Raw genomic sequence first — 20474 nt, forward strand, 5'->3', positions numbered from 1 at the left:
TTTGGGGAATACAAAAACCCGATAATAATCTTATGTGGATTTGCTGCTGTTAGAAGGGCAAAAAAATAGACCGCAGAGCACTCCCTGATGGTTTAGCTAGGGATATATATCAGCTGCCTGATCAGTCTCACGAGCGAGTCACTCAACAGGACAATGCTTATTTGTAAGCTCCTTGCTTTATATGAATTTTTCTAAAACGCGGCGTCTCTTAACCCTTAATCTTTTTGTGAATCATTGTCTTAACTTTCTAATTTAAATTTTTACGCACACAAAAACGGCATTGCCAGAGCTTTCACCCCATGGGGTTATTTTTTCGTAGTCATGTTCAAACACATGTATTTCAAAATAAGGTTTTAGGGCTTCTTTTAACTGGGCAAAACTAACAGCGACCATTGGGTGCTCGTCGTGCCATACAAATGTTTCGTCTGCTGTTGCTTTATTTATACTGAGCTTTAATGACTGTTTTTCGCCACTGCCACTGTAATTCCAACCAGAGCGGAATGTGAATAAGCTGCCCGCGTTTTCAGCGCTATGCTCTACAAATGAATCGTTATCGATGTGATTTTTATCAACAACGTTAAAGCAAAATATACCACCGGCTTTTAGTGCATGGTGTACGCTTTTAATACAGTCTGCTAATTTATTAATGCCGTCGCAGTAATGGATTGAATACAAAAAGCAGGTAATTAAATCCACTTGCTCAGGGATCACAAACTCACTCATATTTTGCAACGAAAATTGCGCTTCTGGGCAACGAATAGTTGCTCTATCTAGCATGGGTTGATTTATATCAAGCCCACTACTTTGATAACCGTAATCAATAAAATAACGAACATGTGGGCCTGTTCCGCATGCTAAATCAAGATGCGTATTTCCCTTATTACCAAAGATTTGCTGTAGCCTATGAATAAAATAGCTTTGGGCTTGATAATCTATATCTGCGCACATTAAGTCATAGTAATCAGAAAGGTCTGTGTATAGCGCGTTCGCGGACATATTAGGCCTAATTATTTGTAGGAGGGTACGTTAAGCCGCGCATAATAAACTAATTATCACCATTAACGAAGCTGATTGAACGAAAAGAGATTTGTTGGGTTTCGTTTTACTCAACCCAACTTTTAATTTACACATTAACTTAAAGCTTACCGCTGGCAGTTTTAGTTTATCCCTAAATACTTATGTACTTGCACTGATAAGCGCCAGTTTTTTTCAATACAGGTTTCAATTGCCAACTTAGTTGCAGAGACTTTTTGGCTAATTGGTTGCAGGTAAACAAGCTTGGGGGTAACGCCTGTTTTTGCAAATAACTCTTCAAGCTCTACAACGTGTTTTTGCATCGCGATTGGGTGTTTTATTTCATCGGCGCGTTGCATGGTTGAAGTAAGTACGTCGTAGCCGCCACGCATATTAATTTTCGGTGATACCGTCACCCATGTTTGTGCTGGGGCTAAAATCTCAAAAGTGCCGCTGGTTTCTATTTGTGTGCTGTAGCCGTTAGCATGAAGTAATTCGCACACCGGGTTTAAGTCGTACATGCATGGCTCACCGCCGGTGATCACTACATGCTTGGCACGATAAGCACGATCGACAAACAAGTTAAATATTTGCTCAGCTGATGCGTCCGCCCAGTGATCTGAATCAGCCTTTTTCTCAACCGTGTCGTCCAGTGATACTTTATACACATTATCAACTTCCCACGTTTGCTTAGTGTCACACCAAGCGCAACCTACGGGGCAGCCTTGTAAACGTAAAAATATTGAAGGCGTGCCGGTAAAGCTCGCTTCGCCTTGAATGGTTTCAAATATTTCATTAATTTTGTACAAAAGAGTCTCACTCACTACTTGGCATTAATTACGAGCATAAACATAGTTTAAAAAATCAAAAAACACGGTCGAAAATTGTTATTTATGCCCCAGCCGTGTAGTATATCGCGCCCTGATATAAACCTCTATTAAAACTAAGAGCAAAACAGTTATGACGCAAAAAGTAGTTGTGATTTACTCCGGCGGTATGGACTCATTTACCGTATTAAATAAAGCCCTGCAGCAAGGCCGCGAGGTATATGCCCTGTCATTTGACTATGGTCAGCGTCATGTAAAAGAGCTTAAAGTTGCAGCCAGTGTGTGTGAAAAGCTTGGCGTACCGCATAAGATAGTTGATATTTCTGCGATCAATCAGTTAATTGGTGGCTCATCGTTAACTGATGATATTGATGTCCCAGAAGGCCACTACGAAGCCGAAAACATGAAAAGCACCATAGTGCCTAATCGCAACATGATTTTGCTGTCACTGGCTGTGGGTTACGCTGTATCACTCAAAGCAAGCCAAGTGTATTACGGTGCTCACTCTGGGGATCATGCTATTTACCCTGATTGCCGTCCTGAATTTGTGCAAAAGATGGATGATTTATGTCGTATTGCTAATTACGACGCGGTGGAAATTTTCAGCCCGTATTTAAATGACACCAAAATTGACATTCTTACTGATGGTTTAAAAATGGGCTTGGACTACAGCCAAACGTGGACTTGCTATAATGGCCGTGAAAAAGCCTGTGGTAAATGTGGTGCCTGCCAAGAGCGCTTAGAGGCATTTAGCCTTAATAACATTACCGATCCAATCGAGTACGAATAACCCACATTAAAAAAGGCTATCATCGCGATAGCCTTTTTATTATTAACTGAGATAAGTTTACAGCCAACGTTTTACCCGAGACTTGTAATCGCTGTACCCTTGACCAAATATTTTTAATAGAGCCCGCTCCTCTGGAATAATTTGAAACCAAGTTAAGTAACAAATAAAGCCCAGCACACACAATAACGCCCACAGTGATGTTAACCACACTCCCCAACCTGCCAGTATAAAAGCAAAACCAACATACATTGGATTACGTGAAATTTTGTACACACCCGTGGTAACCAGTGCTGACGCTTGATCTGGTTTATTTGGGTTTACAGTGGTTTTTGCTAAGCGAAAACTAACCACCCCAGCAATACAAAAAATACAGCCTGTGGTGAGTAAAATAACCGCAACATAAAAAATAAATGTGGTGAAATCAATCACACTGTAATGGGCAATTACCGCCATCAGCACAGCAAAAAAAAGCACTATAATAATCGGAGGGATTTTATTATTTAGCATAGTAACTCACTGTTGTTGTTAAAATTAGTTAATGCAATTAAACACTCATCACACTGTATCACTGATGAATATACCGCAGAGGGTCATGTTGATACAAATAAAGTTACAATTGTCAGCTTCATCATTTGCGCATTCTGGTTATACTTTACACACTATATAAAATAATAAGGAATACACCATGTCAGGAACTACTATGGTAGTCATGATCGTATTTATCTCTGTTGGGTTTGGGGTAATGTACGATATGTATAAAAAACATTTAGAGTTTAAACATCGCACACTCACCGATAATAAAGAGTCGAATAATCAAATTGCTGCTGTTAATGCTGAAATGCTTGCGTTAAAAGAGCGTGTACAAACATTAGAAGCTATCGTGACTGATCCAAGTTACAGCGTAAAACAGGAAATCAATAAACTTTAAATTCGCCGCGTTTAAAGCGCTTGCAAGTAATCTGGATATAAATGCGCGTTTTCTGGCTGCTCAATTCCATGAGCGGCTAAAAACCCACAGATCACTTGCCCGCACCCTTGTGGAGCACGAGAGCTGTCAATTTCAAAATTTAATTGATCGGCATGTTGTTTGCCAAGTTCGCATAATTGCAACGCATGCTGCGAACGCAACACAATACTCAATGCCCCGATTTGCTCTACATTAACGTTTTTACTAAAGCGCGCAAAACCTGCATATTTAAATTGTTCATTCACATAATCATTACTGATCGCTACCAACGCGGTCATCAAGCCATGCAAAAAAGCATTTGCAGATGTATCTGCGGCTAAAAAAATCACTGTTTTTGCGTTAAATTCGCTTAACTGACAGTCAGTACAATTGAGCCGCAGAGTGTAAAGTATGTGCTCATCGGCAATTTTTTGTTGTGTAATTAAAGTCAGTGCAGCTCCAGCAAATAAACATCTAGCAAGTAACTTTATGACACTTTGCGGTTGATGATCAGCAGCCATGGTTAATTGCGGGTTTTGTGCTAATAAAGGTAAATCATGATGGTTATTAAACGGCGTGCTGCTGCCCTGCTCACTATCGAGTTGAAATAGTTCTCTTACTTCGTGTTCACGGGCTATTTTTAACGCTAAAAAAGCGGTTTGGATCAATTCCGAGGTAGGTAAGTTTTCTTCCACAAACCAGCGCCGGCCAAATAATAACTTTTTTGCCTTGGTGCTGCGGTAATTATCTGGACTAAGAATGGCCACTTGTAAATAAATTTGCTCATTCTGCTTTGCGGCGAGCACCCGAAAGTGAGTTGAAAACTCAATTTTATCAAGGGTTTCGTTCACGCTTTCGAGGGTATGTTGATAACGTAAAAAATGTTGCGGCACTACCCAGCTCGCGTTACTCAATTGCACGATGGGTGCATAAGCAATTGGCTGCTCACAATTATATAGCAGCTCATTATGAGTATATTTGACTGATGTAAAGTGGTTATTTTTATCTGACATAACTAAACCAAGTAAACTCGCTAACACAAAGCGCTGAAGATGAGTTATTTACGCTGTAACGCTAGTCGATAGATCACAGTGCTGCGTTTAATTTAGCGATATTTTTTGATAATCATCGAGCACATGTTGAAAATATGTACGGTCTTTGTTCAACATCCGAGTATAGTGCGCAACTAATTGTTGCAGATACAATTCGTGCATTTGCTCAGCATTGTCCCACATCTGACTGCCAGTAACACTCAACGCAGTGTTACTGGTAAAACTTAGCTGTATCACTTCGTAAAAACGGTTGTTTTCTTGCACCAGTTGCTCTTTAATAAGTCCTAAACCTAACGCCTGTAAACCTTGTCGTAAGGTATAGGTATGATGCACGGGACAAACAATAAAACTGAGTTGTTCACGAAGCTTTTCAGGACAATTAGCAACCATTTTTTGTACTAGCCTCAGCAGTAATTCTCCACCGACTCCGGCGATAATGATCAGCTGCTTGGCTGATGGCTGCAGCTCAATTGTAGCTACATCCTGACATAATACTTGCCATTGGCAAGCTGCTTGCTGATCACTAAAACGCGTAAGCGTGTGTTCAAGCTCGTCCATTAACGTAGGCACTATATCAACAAAGTTTATTTGTTTGGCGGCTGCACGCTTTAAAAGCGCCATACCAAGCAAACCGTGGTCACAACAACAGTCCCAAATTACATCATACGGCGCGCAGATCAACGAATCGATTGCACTGAGTCGGCTACTTAGTTTCATTTAAAGCTAAACTTGAGCCGTTTTATAGACCAATGCTTTTAAGCTACGGTCGCTATCAACATCAACAAAACCATGGGTCGGCGCTAGGCGCTCTACAAATTCAATCGCACCTTGAGTGTGTTCGTCTATCAGCGCTTTAAATGACGCTTCACTTAGCTCTGGACTGTTAGCACATAACAGCAATTGAGTATGGTCATTGAGCAGTTCAGGTAAGCGGCGCAGCACTTTTTGATAATCTTTAGTTAAAATGAAACTGCCTTTTTGAAAGCTTGGCGGATCAACAATAATTAAATCAAAAGGGCCAGCCTTTTTAAGTTTACCAAACGACTTTAATATATCGTGCGGTAAAAAGCTCACACTGCGGTCAAAGCCATTAAGTTGATGATTTTGCTTACCGGTGCGCAGTACCCCTTTATTCATATCCATGTTGATCACACTATCGGCACCGCCACGCATTGCAGCAACCGAAAACCCACAGGTATATGAAAATAAATTCAATACCTTAGCGTGTTTACTATGGGCTTGCACAAACTCCCGACCACGGCGCATATCCAGGAATATACCGGTATTTTGACGGCTCATTAAATCCACTAAAAACTCACTGTCACCTTCTTTAACACTATGCGGGCTCGGTAGTTGACCAAATAACAGTTTATTTTCAGTTTGTTGTCCGGCGCGTTGTTGAAATACCAACGAGGTGATTAATTCTTTAGCGTGTTGTTGTGCCCATTGCCAAAGCTGCTCACTTAATTGCGTTAGCGTTTGTGAGTCAACTTCGTCGTACGACACTAAAAATAAACACGGTGGGTAAAAGTCGATATTTAGATGACTCAAATGCTCAGTAGTGTGACCGCGGCCATGAAACACACGACAAAGTTCATTGTCTGCTAAGGGCGCACTTTCAAGTGCTGTAATAAGGGGCGTAAAATTATGCATTTTTAATTAACTGTTGTTGTAATTCATGGATTTCATCACGAACGGATGCGGCTTTTTCAAATTCTAAATCACTAGCGTATGCATGCATTTTGGTTTCGAGTTGCTTAATTTGCACTGCGATCTCTTTTGCACTGAGCACTTGCTTACTTTGTTTTCGGATCAGCTGTAAATTATCTTGTGGGCCGGCTCGCTCACCAACATCCATAATGTCAGTAATTTTCTTCAATAGGGCTTGTGGTTCAAGGCCATGCTTAATATTGTAAGCGTGTTGAATATCGCGGCGACGCTGAGTCTCATCAATAGCTTTGGCCATTGATTTAGTGACTCGATCACCGTATAAAATTGCCCGACCATTTAAGTGACGAGCCGCACGACCAATGGTTTGAATTAATGCGCGAGCTGAACGTAAAAAGCCCTCTTTATCAGCATCGAGTATTGCAACTAGCGATACTTCTGGCATATCTAAACCTTCACGCAGTAAGTTAATACCCACTAACACATCAAACACCCCAGCGCGAAAATCACGAATAATTTCGACCCTTTCAACGGTATCGATATCCGAATGCAAGTAACGCACTTTTACATCATGTTCAGATAAGTAATCCGTTAAATCTTCAGCCATGCGCTTAGTAAGTGTGGTTACTAGCACGCGTTCATCAATTGCTACGCGTTTATATATCTCTGACAATAAGTCATCAACTTGAGTTGCCACTGGGCGTACTTCAATTTGTGGATCTAGTAATCCTGTGGGGCGAATAACCTGCTCGGCAATATCATCTCCACAACGTTCAAGTTCAAAATCCCCCAGGGTTGCTGATACATAAATTGTTTGCGGTGCTATGGCTTCAAATTCTTCAAAGCGTAGTGGCCGGTTATCCATCGCCGACGGCATACGAAAACCGTATTCCACGAGATTTTCTTTACGGCTACGATCGCCTTTATACATAGCGCCGATTTGCGATACCGTAACGTGAGATTCGTCAATAATCATTAACGCATCTTCAGGAAGATAATCAAGCAAGGTTGGCGGTGGATCGCCCGGCGTGCGACCAGATAAATATCGGCTGTAGTTTTCGATGCCAGAGCAATAACCAAGCTCGGTCATCATTTCAATATCGTATTGTGTACGTTGTGCCACGCGTTGCTCTTCGACCAGTTTATTAGCACTGAGTAACTGCGCACGACGGTCTTTTAACTCAGCTTTAATATGCTCAACCGCATCAAGAATTTTATCTCTGGGTGTCACATAGTGCGTTTTAGGGTAGATAGTTGCGCGGACTATGTGTTTTTCAACCGCGCCGGTAAGCGGGTCAAAAATACTTAGCCGTTCTATTTCGTCATCAAACATTTCTACACGCACTGCAAAAGTGTCTGACTCAGCAGGGAATATATCCACAACTTCACCGCGAACCCGATACGTACCGCGGCTAAAATCAATATCATTTCGCGTATATTGAATTTCAGCTAGTCGGCGCAGCATATCGCGTTGATCAACTTTTTCGCCCACTTTTAACAACAGCATCATCTTCATGTATGATTTTGGATCGCCCAAACCATATATGGCTGATACTGATGCCACTATAATTGTATCCCTACGCTCTAATAGCGCTTTGGTAGCACTTAGGCGCATCTGCTCGATGTGTTCGTTTATCGAGGCATCTTTTTCAATAAAGGTATCGCTTGCAACAACATACGCTTCTGGCTGGTAGTAATCATAATACGAAACAAAATATTCAACCGCGTTGTGCGGAAAAAACTCTTTCATTTCCCCATATAACTGCGCTGCTAAGGTTTTATTATGCGCCATAATAATCGTTGGGCGATTCAAATCATTGATAATATTAGCCATGGTAAATGTTTTACCAGTACCTGTTGCCCCTAATAATGTTTGATGAGCAAGTCCGGCTTCTAACCCTTCACATAACTGCGCAATCGCGGTGGGTTGATCCCCGCAGGTTTAAATTTAGATACCAGTTGAAAATGGTCGCTCATGCTTGGCACTCCTGTACAGCTTGGTTACTGATCATATTCAGCTCTTTGATAAACCATTTATAAGCTATTATTGCAGTAAATAAATTACCCAGCGCTGCGCCGATCAGCAAGCCTGGTAAACCGGCATATAAATTACCGACATAAGCAAATGGAATATAAAAAATAAATAATCGGATCACACTTAGAATTAATGCATTCATTGGTTTGTGTAAGGCATTGAACGATGAATTAGACAAAATAATTATCCCTTGCAAACCGTAACTTAGCGGCAAGGTAAAAATAAATAATTTGATCACATCGATAACCATCTGCTCTTTACCAAACAACTCACTGATCACTCCTGAAAATGCAATGAGCAGTAAATAAATAATAAACTGCCAAATCATCACAAATTTTAATGTTGTGGTGTACGCCTCTTTAACACGGTTAAGTTTACCAGCACCAAAGTTTTGACTAATAAACGGCGGTAACGTCATCGATAAAGCTAACACCACCAGACTGGCAATTGATTCAATACGACTGCCTACGCCAAAAGCAGCAACAGCCTCAGGTCCATGATGGGCAACCATGGCAATCATCACCGCCATTGCAACTGGTGTTAACATATTTGCACCTGCCGCTGGCAAACCAATTTTAAGAATTTTTCGAATAGAGCTTAATGGGGTTTGGTTATTTGCATTTAGGCTCAGCAAGCCTTTTTTTACTGCTAGCAAATATAAAATAATGACAACGGCTACCGACCATGCGATGACGCTGGCAATCGCAGCGCCTTTAATGCCAAATGCAGGAATTGGCCCAAAGCCAAAAATCAATACTGGGTCGAGCACGGCATTGATAAGCCCCGCGCCACCCATCACTATGCTAGGTGTTTTGGTGTCACCGCTGGCACGTAACACTGAGTTACCAACCATAGGGGTAATTAAAAATACACTGCCTAAAAACCACACACTCATATACTCATGGATCAGCGGCAACACTTGCTCCCCTGCTCCCAGCAATTTAAATATCGGGGAAATAAACAGATAACCAAATAGCGATAAACATACCACCATCACCACTGCAATTAATAATGCGATGCTGGCGTCAAAGCGTGCTTCTTCAATATTATTACTACCCAATGCCTTGGCAATAACCGCTGACGTACCGATACCCAAACCAATAGCTAGGCTGATCACGGTAAAGGTTACCGGAAAAGTAAAACTGACAGCAGCTAATGGCTCAGTTCCCAATAAGCTAATAAAAAATGTATCGACAATATTGAACATCATTAACGTGATCATGCCGAAAATCATCGGCACAGTCATTTTCTTCAAGGTCGGTACTATTGGATCGTTTAATAAATCGGGAGCTGAGTTGCTCTGCAAAGTTGCGCGCATGGGAATAAATAAACCTCTTTTATTAAGCGTGGTATTTTAAAGCATCAGGGCTTTTCAAGCCACGCATTTATCAAGTGATTATAAATTGATTACAAAAACGCCTAAAAAAGCATAGAAAAGTGTTCTTTTTACGTGTTTAGCGACGATTTCACTTCGAACCTCTACTAAAAACAATAAAAATACATTTTTATAACCTTTATCACAAAAACATCGCGACTGGTGCTGCATTTTTACACAAAAATTGCGCTAATCGAATCGTTACGAATAAATTTACTCATCAACGAAGCTCTTTTCAGCTTATTTTTTCAAGTCATTGTTTTAAAATGAGATAAAAAAACTGTTTTAAATGCTTGATATCCTCACAGTGCCCTAAAAATATGGCTCTGCCAACGTTCTTAAAGTTTCATAAACAGAGTTATCCACAGAAACCGTGGATAACTCTTGCAAAGCCACGTTAATAAAGGCGTGCAAAGGGGCGGCTTAAACACGCTAACGGCAATGTTGGCAAATACTAACTTTAGACAATTTGAGTTAAATAGCTCATAAAACATACTTAACCCCTGTACCAATGACCTGTCACATTTATTTAAACGCCCATTCAATATGAAAAAATAAACTTAACCAATTGAAATAAAACAATATATATATATTTCCTTGCTATTCTCATGGGTATTAAGTCGCTAAACTAAGGGTTCAGATCTGTATGTCATTTTTTTCTCGGCATTTTTCGTTAACGACTAATTAAATGCATAAGTAAATTTAATTATTGCGAATTTGCGCTTTTATTAGCTAACGTTAAAAAAGTACATTTCATAAATTTATTCGTACAAAACTAGATAAATGATCACTTTTATAATTTGCTTGGCGGTTAACTTGTTTGTTTTTTAGTCGTTAAAAACCATAATTTTATGCCACATCTCGATCTACACGACTCAAATAGGGAGAAAAAAGCCACAAAACAGCCAGATCGAACATAAAAACATCGAACAGACTGCTTTTTTTGTTTATCCGGTTTTATGTGTTGACACTTTGCAGCGCGGTCATTAATATTTCGCCCCGTTGAAAGGCACATACGCTTCCCCCTTAGCTCAGTTGGTTAGAGCGACGGACTGTTAATCCGCAGGTCCCCCGTTCGAGTCGGGGAGGGGGAGCCAGTCTTTTCAACCATAAACGATTCCCCCTTAGCTCAGTTGGTTAGAGCGACGGACTGTTAATCCGCAGGTCCCCCGTTCGAGTCGGGGAGGGGGAGCCAAGTTTATGTAATATGATTATTGTTCCCCCTTAGCTCAGTTGGTTAGAGCGACGGACTGTTAATCCGCAGGTCCCCCGTTCGAGTCGGGGAGGGGGAGCCAAATCATATAAAATTTAAGTATTGTAGTTCCCCCTTAGCTCAGTTGGTTAGAGCGACGGACTGTTAATCCGCAGGTCCCCCGTTCGAGTCGGGGAGGGGGAGCCAACTTAAAGAATCAATTAGACTTTCCTAAACAATTCCACTACTCTACTACAATCAAAATATTTCTTTTTAATACACATTTAATAAGTGTAAAATAATTTGATTAATCAAGGATCTGATTCCTTCCCTTTGATCTACTAAAAAGAATAAGACATGGCTGGTTTCAAAAAACTCATATTTATTCAATTAATATCTTGGCTGTTGTTTGCAAGTATTGGTGGCTATTTTGTTGCGTCAGCGTTTGACAACGCAGTAAGCGATGCACAACATAAAACGCAATCAGTGGTAAACAACTATATTAGTAAACATTCTATTGTCGATATAGCACCAGATAAACTTCAGCAAGTGCTTGCTGACGGTAATACTTTTTCTTCATTTATTTTGCGTGATCAGCAAGGTAAAGAACTTATAAATATTACATCCCCTACTTCATTACCAGCCATTGCGCAATTAGTTAACACCAGCTTTAACTCTATCCGTCCTCAATTTGCTGTTAATCAAGCGTCTGATATCAAAGTTGAATTTACTATTAATGCCAATAACCTTGGGTTGATACTCCAACAAGCGTTGTTTATTGTTATTTTAGTGTCAGGTTTAATGGCAATTATTCCCATTGTGTTTATGAAAACCATGTTTAGTAAGCTAAATAGAAATATAAGCATGACAGTGGCTGAGATAATTGATGTTTATATCAATCAAAATCAAGTCAACAACGGTCTTGAAACAGCAATTAATAGCAGCAAAATAAAACAACTGGGCGTTGACCTAGTGCCGAGCTTTAATCGCCTGTCGCACTTTTTACAAAGTAAGCATGATGATATTCAAAATGCCGCACATTCTATCAAGCAAGAAGCTTATAAAGATGTAGTTACTGAACTTGGCAACCGTAATATGTTTGTTGAATATTATGAGAAGTACATTGAAAGCAGTGAAAAAAGCACCTTTGGCTCTTTGGCGATGGTTCGTTGTAGTGAATTACAAGCAATCAACCAAACTCGTGGTTACCAAAAAGGTGACGAGTATGTCAAAGCTGTGGCTGATATTATTAAACATATCAGCGGCACATATACAGGCAGTAAAGTTTTTCGTTTGAATAGCTCAGATTTCGCGATTGTGCTGCCTAACACTCCTCTCAAGGAATCTGAACGTTTTGGTGATAACTTACAATCTCGATTTACTCAATATCAGCAAAACCAAGAATTAAGCTCAGTAGCAAATACTGGGATCGTCGCTTATGAAAAAGGCAAACCCTTAGGTGAGCTACTTTCGATAGTAGACAATGCTATGAGCATGGCCCAATCAAAACAAGCTAACGCCTGGCATATACAACGCGAAACTGATTTAGTTAATAATGTAAGTGCAGGATTTGGCAATCAAAACTGGCGTAAAGTGATTAATGAAGTCATTGAAGCTGAGCGTGTACATCTGGTAATGCAAAACATTATGCCAATTGGTAAAAGCATGAAGGCCTACGCTGAAATTCAAGTGCGCTTTAAAACAACAGAAAACCAAGTATTGCCTACCGCTTCATTTTTAGCTATGGCTGAAAAGCTTGATATGGCGATGGAAATTGATCAGTTAATCATTAATTCATCACTGGAAAAAATTAAGAGCCGTAATTTCTCTGAAAAATTCTTTGGTTTGAATGTTACCGCCTCAAGCGCACACAATGATCAGTTTGTAATTTGGCTAGAGCGACGTTTATTAAAAGACACAAATATTGCCTCAAAACTGGTATTCGAAGTGAGTGAATTTGGCTTACAGCAAAATATTAAAGCCAGTAAACGCTTTATAGATATGATCCACCGTGTTGGTGCTCGGATCACGGTAGAACGATTTGGTGTTGGTTTAACCTCGTTTAAGTTTTTCCGCGATTTAAAACCTGACTTTATCAAGATGGATGCAAGCTATACTCGCGGCCTTGAAGAAGATAAAAATAACCAATACTTTATGCGTTTAATGGTCGACCTCGCACATCGAATTGGTGTTAGTGTTTTTGCTGAGGGTGTTGAAAGCCAAGAAGAAAAACACATTATTGAAACTTTATGTCTTGATGGTGTGCAAGGTTATTACATCGAAAAGCCAAAAGATATTTAATCAATCTAAAAGGTGCTTTTAGCACCTTTTTAGTTTTCTAGTAGTTTATTTCCCCTCCCCTGATCTGCTTTATCATTCCAAATGTCAGTAACTAGGTTAATGAACAGTTAATCTTTATTTATCATGCTATAAAATTCTAAATGCAATTCACTATCATTATTAAATGAGCCGTTTATTTACCTTCTACGTGTTGTTAAACAGCCAATAAAAAAGGATAATGTCGGCGTTTATTATAGCTTGAGGCGAACATGACAGAATATGTATTGCTGTTGATCGGCACAGTACTGGTTAATAACTTTGTGTTAGTACAATTTTTAGGTCTATGCCCGTTTATGGGTGTATCTGGCAAACTGGATACAGCTATAGGCATGTCACTTGCGACCACTTTTGTGTTAACACTTGCCTCTGTAACAAGCTATCTAGTTAATCAATATATTTTGATCCCACTTGATATCACGTATTTACGTACTCTAAGCTTTATTTTAGTGATTGCGGTGGTGGTTCAGTTTACCGAAATGGTAGTCAGAAAAACCAGTCCAACGCTGTATCGCTTACTCGGTATATTTTTACCTTTGATCACCACAAACTGTGCGGTCTTAGGTGTTGCGTTACTAAATGTCAAAGAGGATCATACGTTTTTACAATCTGCAGTATATGGCTTTGGCGCTGCTGTTGGTTTTTCTATGGTACTGGTTTTATTTGCAGCTCTTCGTGAACGCTTAACCGCTGCTGACGTACCTACCCCTTTAAAGGCGCATCGATTGCGATGATCACCGCAGGCTTAATGTCGATGGCCTTTATGGGCTTTACAGGATTAGTGAAGTTTTAACATGACCTTGTTTTATGCCTTGATTGCGCTGGGAACCCTAGCACTCATTTTTGGTTTGATCTTAGGATTTGCTGCTGTGCGCTATCGAGTGCAAAGTAATCCGATTGTTGAACAGATCGATACTATATTACCGCAAACACAGTGCGGCCAGTGTGGCTATCCGGGTTGTCGCCCTTATGCAGAAGCCATCGCCAATGGCGATGAAATTAATAAATGCCCACCAGGTGGCGATGCGACAGTAAAAAAATTAGCTGACTTAATGGGTGTTGAAGCTAAACCCTTGCCGGTGGCGAACAAGCTGAACCGATAAAAACCGTTGCCTATATACGTGAAGATGAATGTATTGGTTGTACCAAATGTATTCAAGCTTGTCCTGTCGATGCCATTGTTGGTGCCACGCGCCAAATGCATACTGTTTTAATTGATGAATGTACGGGTTGTGACTTATGTGTTGAACCTTGTCCTGTTGACTGTATTGATATGCTGCCTGTAGAAACCACTAAGCAAACGTGGAAATGGCAACTAGATGCAATCCCAGTAACACAGATTGATTAAGGGCTCCCTATGGAAAAGCTAATCGCACAGATAAAACAAGGTAAAGTGTGGCCGTTTCCAGGTGGCATTCATCCACCGGGACAAAAAACAATTTCCAACAGTCAAGCAATCGCCCGTTTACCTTTGCCTGACAAACTCGTTGTGCCATTAAAACAACATATTGGTGCTAACGGTCAACTGATCGTCGAAAAAGGCCAACAGGTACTTAAAGGGCAAGCACTTACAAAGCCTGTTGCGAATTGGTCGGTGCCAATACACGCCCCGACTTCTGGTACTATTACTGATATTTGCCAAATGCCGTCTGCGCATCCATCGGCATTGCCTGAATTGTGTGTAATTATTGAGCCCGATGGCCAAGATAGCTGGTGTGCGTTAGCACCGGTGACAACACCAAGCCAGCTTTCTCACGAGCAACTTATCGATATTATTCATGACCGTGGTATTGCCGGTATGGGCGGTGCAGGATTCCCAACTTATATTAAAGCAGATAGTCGCAAAGCAATTGAGTATTTTATTGTTAATGCAGTGGAATGTGAGCCCTATATTACTGCTGATGATGTACTAATGCGTGAGCATGCTGCAGGCATTATTGCTGGCATAGAGATCATGCAGCAATTGCTTACACCAACACTTACTATCGTTGGTATAGAAGATAACAAACCAGAGGCCATCGCAGCCATGCAGGCAGCGGCTGAGTATAATGACAAAATAATCATTCAAACAGTTCCTACTGTTTATCCTTCTGGTGGTGAAAAGCAATTAATTAAGCTACTTACCAATAAAGAAGTCCCTAGTGGGGGAATTCCAGCAGATATCGGTGTGTTAGTACAAAACGTCGGCACTTTATTTGCTGTTCATCAAGCTGTCTATGAAGGTAAGCCACTAATTGAACGTGTTATTACGGTAACAGGTAATACAATTCATAATCCGGGTAATGTATGGGCTTTATTAGGCACTGAAATAAAACATCTACTTGATTGCCAAGGCTTTTCACCAGTGCCACAGCAACGCGTTGTAATGGGCGGCCCTATGATGGGCTTTACTTTGCCAACGGTGCGTATCGGCGTGGTAAAAACCACTAACTGTATTTTAGCCCCAGATCATGATGAGCTGGCAGAGCCCGGCCCTGAAAAAGCCTGTATTCGTTGTAGTGCTTGTGCTGATGCCTGCCCTGCTTCACTGTTGCCTCAGCAATTACAATGGTTTGCTAAATCAAAAGAATACGACAAACTGAAAGAGCATAACCTGTTTGATTGTATTGAATGCGGTGCTTGCGCGTATGTGTGCCCAAGTGAAATTCCGCTGGTGCAGTATTACCGTGTGGCTAAAGTTGAAATAAAAGAACAGCGAGCTGAGCAAGTTAAAGCTGAACGTGCGAAAGAGCGCTTTGAACTTCGAAAACAACGCCTAGAGCGGGAGCAAGAAGCACGACAAAATCGCCATAAACGCAAACCAGCTGCTGAAAAATCGGCTGACGAAAAACAAAAAATTGCCGATGCTCTAGCACGCGTTAAAAACAAACCAGCAAAAGATGACGACAAATCAGCTGTGGCCGCTGCAATTGCTCGCGCCAAAGCTAAAAAACAAAATCAAGAAGCAACGCTTGAACCAGATAACAGTGACGTAGCATTAGAGCGCGCAGCGCGCAAAGAGCAAGCTCGCAAATACAAAGAGCAAAAAGCCGCAAGCAGTACAGCTGTTGATCCGGATGATAAAAAGTCAGCCGTGGCCGCTGCGATTGCCCGCGCTAAAGCGAAAAAAGCGGCGGCATCAGAAGATGAAAGCGATAACACGACGGCTGCACCTACTGATGATAAAAGCCGCTGTCGCTATTGCTCGTGCAAAAGCGAAAAAGGCAGCACAAGCAGCAAGCGTAGAAAAAGACAACTCTGAAAGTGAAGTCGCTACAGCCTCACCTGCCGATGATAAAAAAGCAGCTGTCGCTGCTGCTATTGCTCGTGCAAAAGCGAAAAAGGCAGCACAGGCTGAACCAGCAGCAAGCGTAGAAAACGACAACTCTAAAAGTGAAGTCGCTACAGCCTCACCTGCCGATGATAAAAAAGCCGCTGTCGCTGCTGCTATTGCTCGTGCAAAAGCGAAAAAGGCAGCACAAGCAGCAAGCGTAGAAAACGACAATTCTGAAAGTGAAATCACTACAGCCTCACCTGCCGATGATAAAAAAGCCGCTGTCGCTGAAGCCATTGCCCGCGCGAAAGCGAAAAAGGCTGCACAAGCAGCAAGCGTAGAAAACGACAACTCTGAAAGTGAAATTACTACTGCCTCACCTGCCGATGATAAAAAAGCCGCTGTCGCTGCCGCCATTGCCCGCGCGAAAGCGAAAAAGGCTGCACAAGCAGCAAGCGTAGAAAACGACAACTCTGAAAGTGAAATTACTACTGCCTCACCTGCCGATGATAAAAAAGCCGCTGTCGCTGCTGCTATTGCTCGTGCAAAAGCGAAAAAGGCAGCACAAGCAGCAAGCGTAGAAAACGACAACTCTGAAAGTGAAATCACTACAGCCTCACCTGCCGATGATAAAAAAGCCGCTGTCGCTGCTGCTATTGCTCGTGCAAAAGCGAAAAAGGCTGCAAAAGCTGAACAAGCGGCTAGCGAAGAAAACGACGATGCTGAAAATGAAACTTCGGCTACAGCGATAAACGAAGCTGAAATCGCTGAAGATAAACCAGAACAGACCGCACAAGATAAGAAAAAGGCCGCTGTTGCCGCTGCGATTGCCCGTGCAAAGGCTAAAAAATTACAACAAGAAGGAAGTGATAAGTAATGAAGCTAACGATGGCCAGTTCGCCGCATAGCCACAGTCATAAATCACTTAGCAGGTTGATGCAAACAGTGATCTTAGCCTGTATTCCTGGACTTATCGCACAACTGTATTTTTTGGTACGGGTGTATTGATCCAGCTAATTTTAGCGTTAGTCACGGTTAGTATCAGTGAAGCCATTATTATGCTTATTCGCAAGCGCCCTGTATGGCCTGCGCTTGGAGATGGCAGTGCATGGCTTACTGCGGTCTTATTAGCATTAAGTATTCCGCCACTCGCCCCATGGTGGGTTATTGTGATCGGTAGCTTTTTTGCCATCGTCATTGTTAAACAGCTCTATGGTGGCCTTGGTTTCAATTTATTTAACCCTGCCATGGCTGCATACGTGTTATTGCTTATTTCGTTCCCTGTGCAAATGACCACTTGGATGCCAGTTAGTGACTTACTGGCAAACCCAATTAGTCTTACTCAACAGCTTAGCGTTATTTTTAATGGCTTTACCAGTGCAGGTTTTAGTGTTGATCAACTTAGAGTTGGGGTTGATGGCGTAACAATGGCCACACCTTTGGATACCATCAAGACTGATATCGCTCATGGTTTAACCGTATCTGAAAGCATGCAAGCCGCTATTTTTAATAGTTGGTTAGGACAAGGTTGGGGCTGGGTAAATCTTGGCTTTTTAATCGGTGGCTTATACCTTATTAAAGCCAAAGTTATAAATTGGCATATCCCAGTTGGTGTAATTGCATCAATTGCTGTGTGCAGCGCAATTGGTTATATCGCAGCACCTGGTACTGAGCCTGGTATGGTATTTCATTTATTTAGTGGCGCAACCATGTTAGGGGCTTTTTTCATAGCCACGGATCCGGTTTCGGCAGCTACCACTAATCGCGGCCGGTTAATTTACGGCGCATTGATTGGTTTATTAGTTTATTTGATCCGTACTTTTGGCGGTTACCCAGATGCCATGGCGTTTGCTGTGTTACTACTCAATATGGCCGTGCCACTGATAGACTATTACACTCAACCACGTACTTATGGCCATGGGGTGAATAAATGATTATTTCATCAATGACAAAAAATGGCGCTATTTTAGCCCTGTTTGCCCTGCTCACTACCGGCGCTGTTGGTATTATCCATAACCTCACGGCTGACAGTATTGCAGAGCAAGAGCGCACACAACTTTCATTACAGCTGCAAGATGTACTCGCCCCTAATTTTTACGATAATACTCTTTATCAAGATTGTGCCATCATTGATGATCCACTACTTGGTAATAAACCACAAACCGTTTATCGTGCTCGCAAGGGTGGCCAACCTGTTGCTTTAGTAATGCGCCACGTGACGCCAAAAGGTTATAGCGGCGATATAAGTTTATTAACTGCCGTATTTGCAAACGGGGACGTTGCCGGAGTACGTGTTACTAAACACGAAGAAACGCCTGGTCTTGGTGATAAAGTAGAAATGAAAAAATCTCTTTGGATCACTTCATTTAAAGATAAAACTGTACTTGATGACGACGATACTCGCTGGGCAGTAAAAAAAGATGGCGGAGACTTTGATCAATTCACTGGCGCTACCATTACACCACGTGCCGTGGTTGGCTCAGTAAAACACGCTGTGTTATTCTCAAAAAACAATTTCGATGCGGTATTTAGTGCTGATAACGCATGCCAAGTAGGTGAGCCATGAGCCAATTAAAAGAACTGTTTAACGAAGGAATGTGGAAAAACAACCCTGCCCTCGTGCAATTACTCGGTTTGTGCCCACTACTGGCCGTCACATCAACGATAACCAATGCGATGGGCCTCGGTTTAGCCACTCTGCTGGTATTAGTTGGCTCGAACGTCACAATTTCTGCGGTGCGTAATTTCGTGCCAAAAGATATCCGCATTCCTGTATTTGTGATGTTTATCGCAGGCTTTGTAACCATAGTGCAGCTATTAATGAATGCCTATACGTTTGGCTTATATCAATCGCTAGGAATATTTATTCCACTGATAGTTACTAACTGCGCTATTATCGGCCGCGCTGAAGCGTATGCCTCTAAGAACCCGATTCATTTATCAGCGTTTGACGGTTTAATGATGGGCTCTGGCTTTATGGTAGTACTGGTTGTGCTTGGCGCAATGCGTGAGCTTATTGGCCAAGGTACCTTATTTGATGGCGCCGATTTACTACTGGGCCCATGGGCATCGGTTTTACGCATTGAAGTATTTAGTTTTGATAATCAATTTTTGCTCGCTATTTTACCACCCGGTGCATTTTTAGGTTTGGGCTTACTGATTGCTGCTAAAAATGTCATTGATGCGCAAATAAAAGCAAAACAAGTAGCACCACCAGTGGCCGAAAAAGGCCCACGAGCAAGGGTCACCAGTTTAACTTAAGGGGAAGCGCACAGTATTTACTGTGCGTTTAAGTTGCATGAATAAAGAAAAACGATACGAAATACTCTCTCGCTTGCGCGAGCAAAACCCACATCCAGAAACCGAGCTTGAATATTCAAGCCCGTTTGAACTGTTAGTTGCGGTAACGCTATCAGCACAAGCAACTGACGTTGGGGTAAATAAAGCCACCCGTAAGCTCTTTCCCGTCGCCAATACGCCGCAAGCTATTTTAGATTTAGGTCACGATAAACTTCGCGATTACATTAAAACCATCGGTTTGTTTAATTCTAAAGCAGCCAATGTATACAAAATGTGCCAAATTTTAGTTGATAAGCACAACAGCAAAGTGCCTGAGAATCGTGAAGCCCTAGAAGCCCTACCTGGCGTTGGCCGTAAAACTGCCAATGTGGTACTCAATACCGCCTTCGGCTGGCCGACAATTGCAGTTGATACGCATATTTTCCGTGTTTCTAACCGTACTAAGCTTGCTATGGGTAAAGACGTGGTCGCGGTTGAACAAAAGCTTGAAAAAGTGATCCCCAAAGAATTTAAAGTAGACGTACATCACTGGCTCATTTTACATGGTCGCTATACCTGCGTAGCGCGTAAACCAAAGTGTGGCAGCTGTATAATTGAAGATTTATGTGAGTTTAAAGAAAAGACTGAGTAACTAATTTTTAATTGAAATATTAAGATAATCATACGATATGTGCCCTACGTATGA

Annotated in this window: 13 protein-coding genes, 4 tRNA genes and 5 pseudogenes; 14 read left to right on the forward strand and 8 right to left on the reverse strand. The window is 41.6% G+C overall.

Features of this window, described 5'->3' with window-relative positions; translation table 11 throughout:
* Positions 1 to 252 precede the first annotated feature (252 nt).
* Together P4S61_RS02035 and queE are read right to left on the reverse strand one after the other, a co-directional pair.
* Positions 253 to 996 (reverse strand): class I SAM-dependent DNA methyltransferase, encoded by a 744-nt coding sequence (locus tag P4S61_RS02035; protein WP_337117695.1) that lies wholly within the window; start codon positions 994 to 996, stop codon positions 253 to 255.
* Positions 997 to 1157: 161 nt separating this feature from the next.
* The gene (gene queE / locus P4S61_RS02040; RefSeq protein WP_337118872.1) at positions 1158 to 1823 is read right to left on the reverse strand and encodes a 7-carboxy-7-deazaguanine synthase QueE; all 666 of its coding nucleotides are present in this window, start codon (positions 1821 to 1823) and stop codon (positions 1158 to 1160) included.
* A gap of 127 nt (positions 1824 to 1950) precedes the next feature.
* Here queE and queC point away from each other — a divergent pair, with 127 nt between their 5' ends.
* Complete coding sequence (queC, locus tag P4S61_RS02045; RefSeq protein WP_257326361.1) at positions 1951 to 2631, forward strand: 7-cyano-7-deazaguanine synthase QueC; 681 nt, start codon at positions 1951 to 1953, stop codon at positions 2629 to 2631.
* 57 nt (positions 2632 to 2688) lie between these two features.
* Here queC and P4S61_RS02050 read toward each other — a convergent pair whose 3' ends face one another.
* Positions 2689 to 3138, reverse strand: a complete 450-nt coding sequence (locus P4S61_RS02050) for a methyltransferase family protein (protein WP_182732465.1) — start codon at positions 3136 to 3138, stop codon at positions 2689 to 2691.
* Between the two features lie 178 nt (positions 3139 to 3316).
* On the opposite strand from P4S61_RS02050, the gene P4S61_RS02055 reads away from it, so the two are divergent.
* Complete coding sequence (locus P4S61_RS02055) at positions 3317 to 3559, forward strand: hypothetical protein (protein WP_182732466.1); 243 nt, start codon at positions 3317 to 3319, stop codon at positions 3557 to 3559.
* A gap of 11 nt (positions 3560 to 3570) precedes the next feature.
* Here the strand turns inward: P4S61_RS02055 and P4S61_RS02060 are convergent, their stop codons facing one another.
* The 5 genes and pseudogenes from P4S61_RS02060 to P4S61_RS02080 all read right to left on the reverse strand — a co-directional run bounded on the left by P4S61_RS02060 (position 3571) and on the right by P4S61_RS02080 (position 9650).
* Positions 3571 to 4590: a hypothetical protein gene (locus P4S61_RS02060; protein ID WP_182732467.1), complete on the reverse strand. Its 1020-nt coding sequence runs from the start codon at positions 4588 to 4590 to the stop codon at positions 3571 to 3573.
* Between the two features lie 87 nt (positions 4591 to 4677).
* A complete protein-coding gene (locus tag P4S61_RS02065; RefSeq protein ID WP_145240737.1) occupies positions 4678 to 5346 on the reverse strand; it encodes a tRNA (adenine(22)-N(1))-methyltransferase in 669 nt (222 codons plus the stop codon).
* A gap of 6 nt (positions 5347 to 5352) precedes the next feature.
* The gene (locus P4S61_RS02070; protein WP_337117696.1) at positions 5353 to 6282 is read right to left on the reverse strand and encodes a class I SAM-dependent methyltransferase; all 930 of its coding nucleotides are present in this window, start codon (positions 6280 to 6282) and stop codon (positions 5353 to 5355) included.
* Positions 6275 to 8274 (reverse strand): annotated as a pseudogene (gene uvrB, locus P4S61_RS02075) (excinuclease ABC subunit UvrB). Before uvrB ends, P4S61_RS02070 begins: the two are co-directional and overlap by 8 nt.
* The gene (locus P4S61_RS02080; protein ID WP_145240731.1) at positions 8271 to 9650 is read right to left on the reverse strand and encodes an MATE family efflux transporter; all 1380 of its coding nucleotides are present in this window, start codon (positions 9648 to 9650) and stop codon (positions 8271 to 8273) included. The pseudogene uvrB and the gene P4S61_RS02080 overlap by 4 nt, the downstream one beginning before the upstream one ends.
* A 1077-nt stretch (positions 9651 to 10727) precedes the next feature.
* Here P4S61_RS02080 and P4S61_RS02085 point away from each other — a divergent pair.
* The 12 genes and pseudogenes from P4S61_RS02085 (at position 10728) to nth (ending at position 20420) form a co-directional block, all read left to right on the forward strand.
* Positions 10728 to 10804, forward strand: a tRNA-Asn gene (locus P4S61_RS02085).
* Between the two features lie 21 nt (positions 10805 to 10825).
* A tRNA-Asn gene (locus tag P4S61_RS02090) sits at positions 10826 to 10902 on the forward strand.
* A gap of 23 nt (positions 10903 to 10925) precedes the next feature.
* Positions 10926 to 11002: transfer RNA gene (locus P4S61_RS02095), tRNA-Asn, on the forward strand.
* A 27-nt stretch (positions 11003 to 11029) separates the two neighbouring features.
* Positions 11030 to 11106: transfer RNA gene (locus tag P4S61_RS02100), tRNA-Asn, on the forward strand.
* Positions 11107 to 11256: 150 nt separating this feature from the next.
* Positions 11257 to 13200, forward strand: coding sequence for an EAL domain-containing protein (locus P4S61_RS02105; RefSeq protein ID WP_145240729.1), 1944 nt, complete (start codon positions 11257 to 11259; stop codon positions 13198 to 13200).
* Positions 13201 to 13448: 248 nt separating this feature from the next.
* A pseudogene (rsxA, locus tag P4S61_RS02110) lies at positions 13449 to 14029 on the forward strand (electron transport complex subunit RsxA).
* A gap of 1 nt (position 14030) precedes the next feature.
* A pseudogene (gene rsxB, locus P4S61_RS02115) lies at positions 14031 to 14584 on the forward strand (electron transport complex subunit RsxB).
* Between the two features lie 9 nt (positions 14585 to 14593).
* A pseudogene (gene rsxC / locus P4S61_RS02120) lies at positions 14594 to 17366 on the forward strand (electron transport complex subunit RsxC).
* Positions 17366 to 18423: pseudogene (gene rsxD / locus P4S61_RS02130) on the forward strand (electron transport complex subunit RsxD). The pseudogenes rsxC and rsxD overlap by 1 nt, the downstream one beginning before the upstream one ends.
* Positions 18420 to 19055 carry an electron transport complex subunit RsxG gene (gene rsxG, locus P4S61_RS02135; protein WP_337117700.1) on the forward strand — a complete coding sequence of 212 codons (636 nt, stop codon included), beginning with the start codon at positions 18420 to 18422 and terminating at the stop codon, positions 19053 to 19055. The pseudogene rsxD and the gene rsxG overlap by 4 nt, the downstream one beginning before the upstream one ends.
* Positions 19052 to 19750 carry an electron transport complex subunit E gene (locus P4S61_RS02140; RefSeq protein WP_145240717.1) on the forward strand — a complete coding sequence of 233 codons (699 nt, stop codon included), beginning with the start codon at positions 19052 to 19054 and terminating at the stop codon, positions 19748 to 19750. The genes rsxG and P4S61_RS02140 overlap by 4 nt, the downstream gene beginning before the upstream one ends.
* 37 nt (positions 19751 to 19787) lie before the next feature.
* Positions 19788 to 20420 (forward strand): endonuclease III, encoded by a 633-nt coding sequence (nth, locus tag P4S61_RS02145; protein WP_337117701.1) that lies wholly within the window; start codon positions 19788 to 19790, stop codon positions 20418 to 20420.
* Positions 20421 to 20474 lie beyond the last annotated feature (54 nt).

Origin of the sequence: Pseudoalteromonas sp. B160, assembly GCF_037162485.1 — a bacterium.
Taxonomy (GTDB): Bacteria; Pseudomonadota; Gammaproteobacteria; order Enterobacterales; family Alteromonadaceae; genus Pseudoalteromonas; species Pseudoalteromonas rhizosphaerae.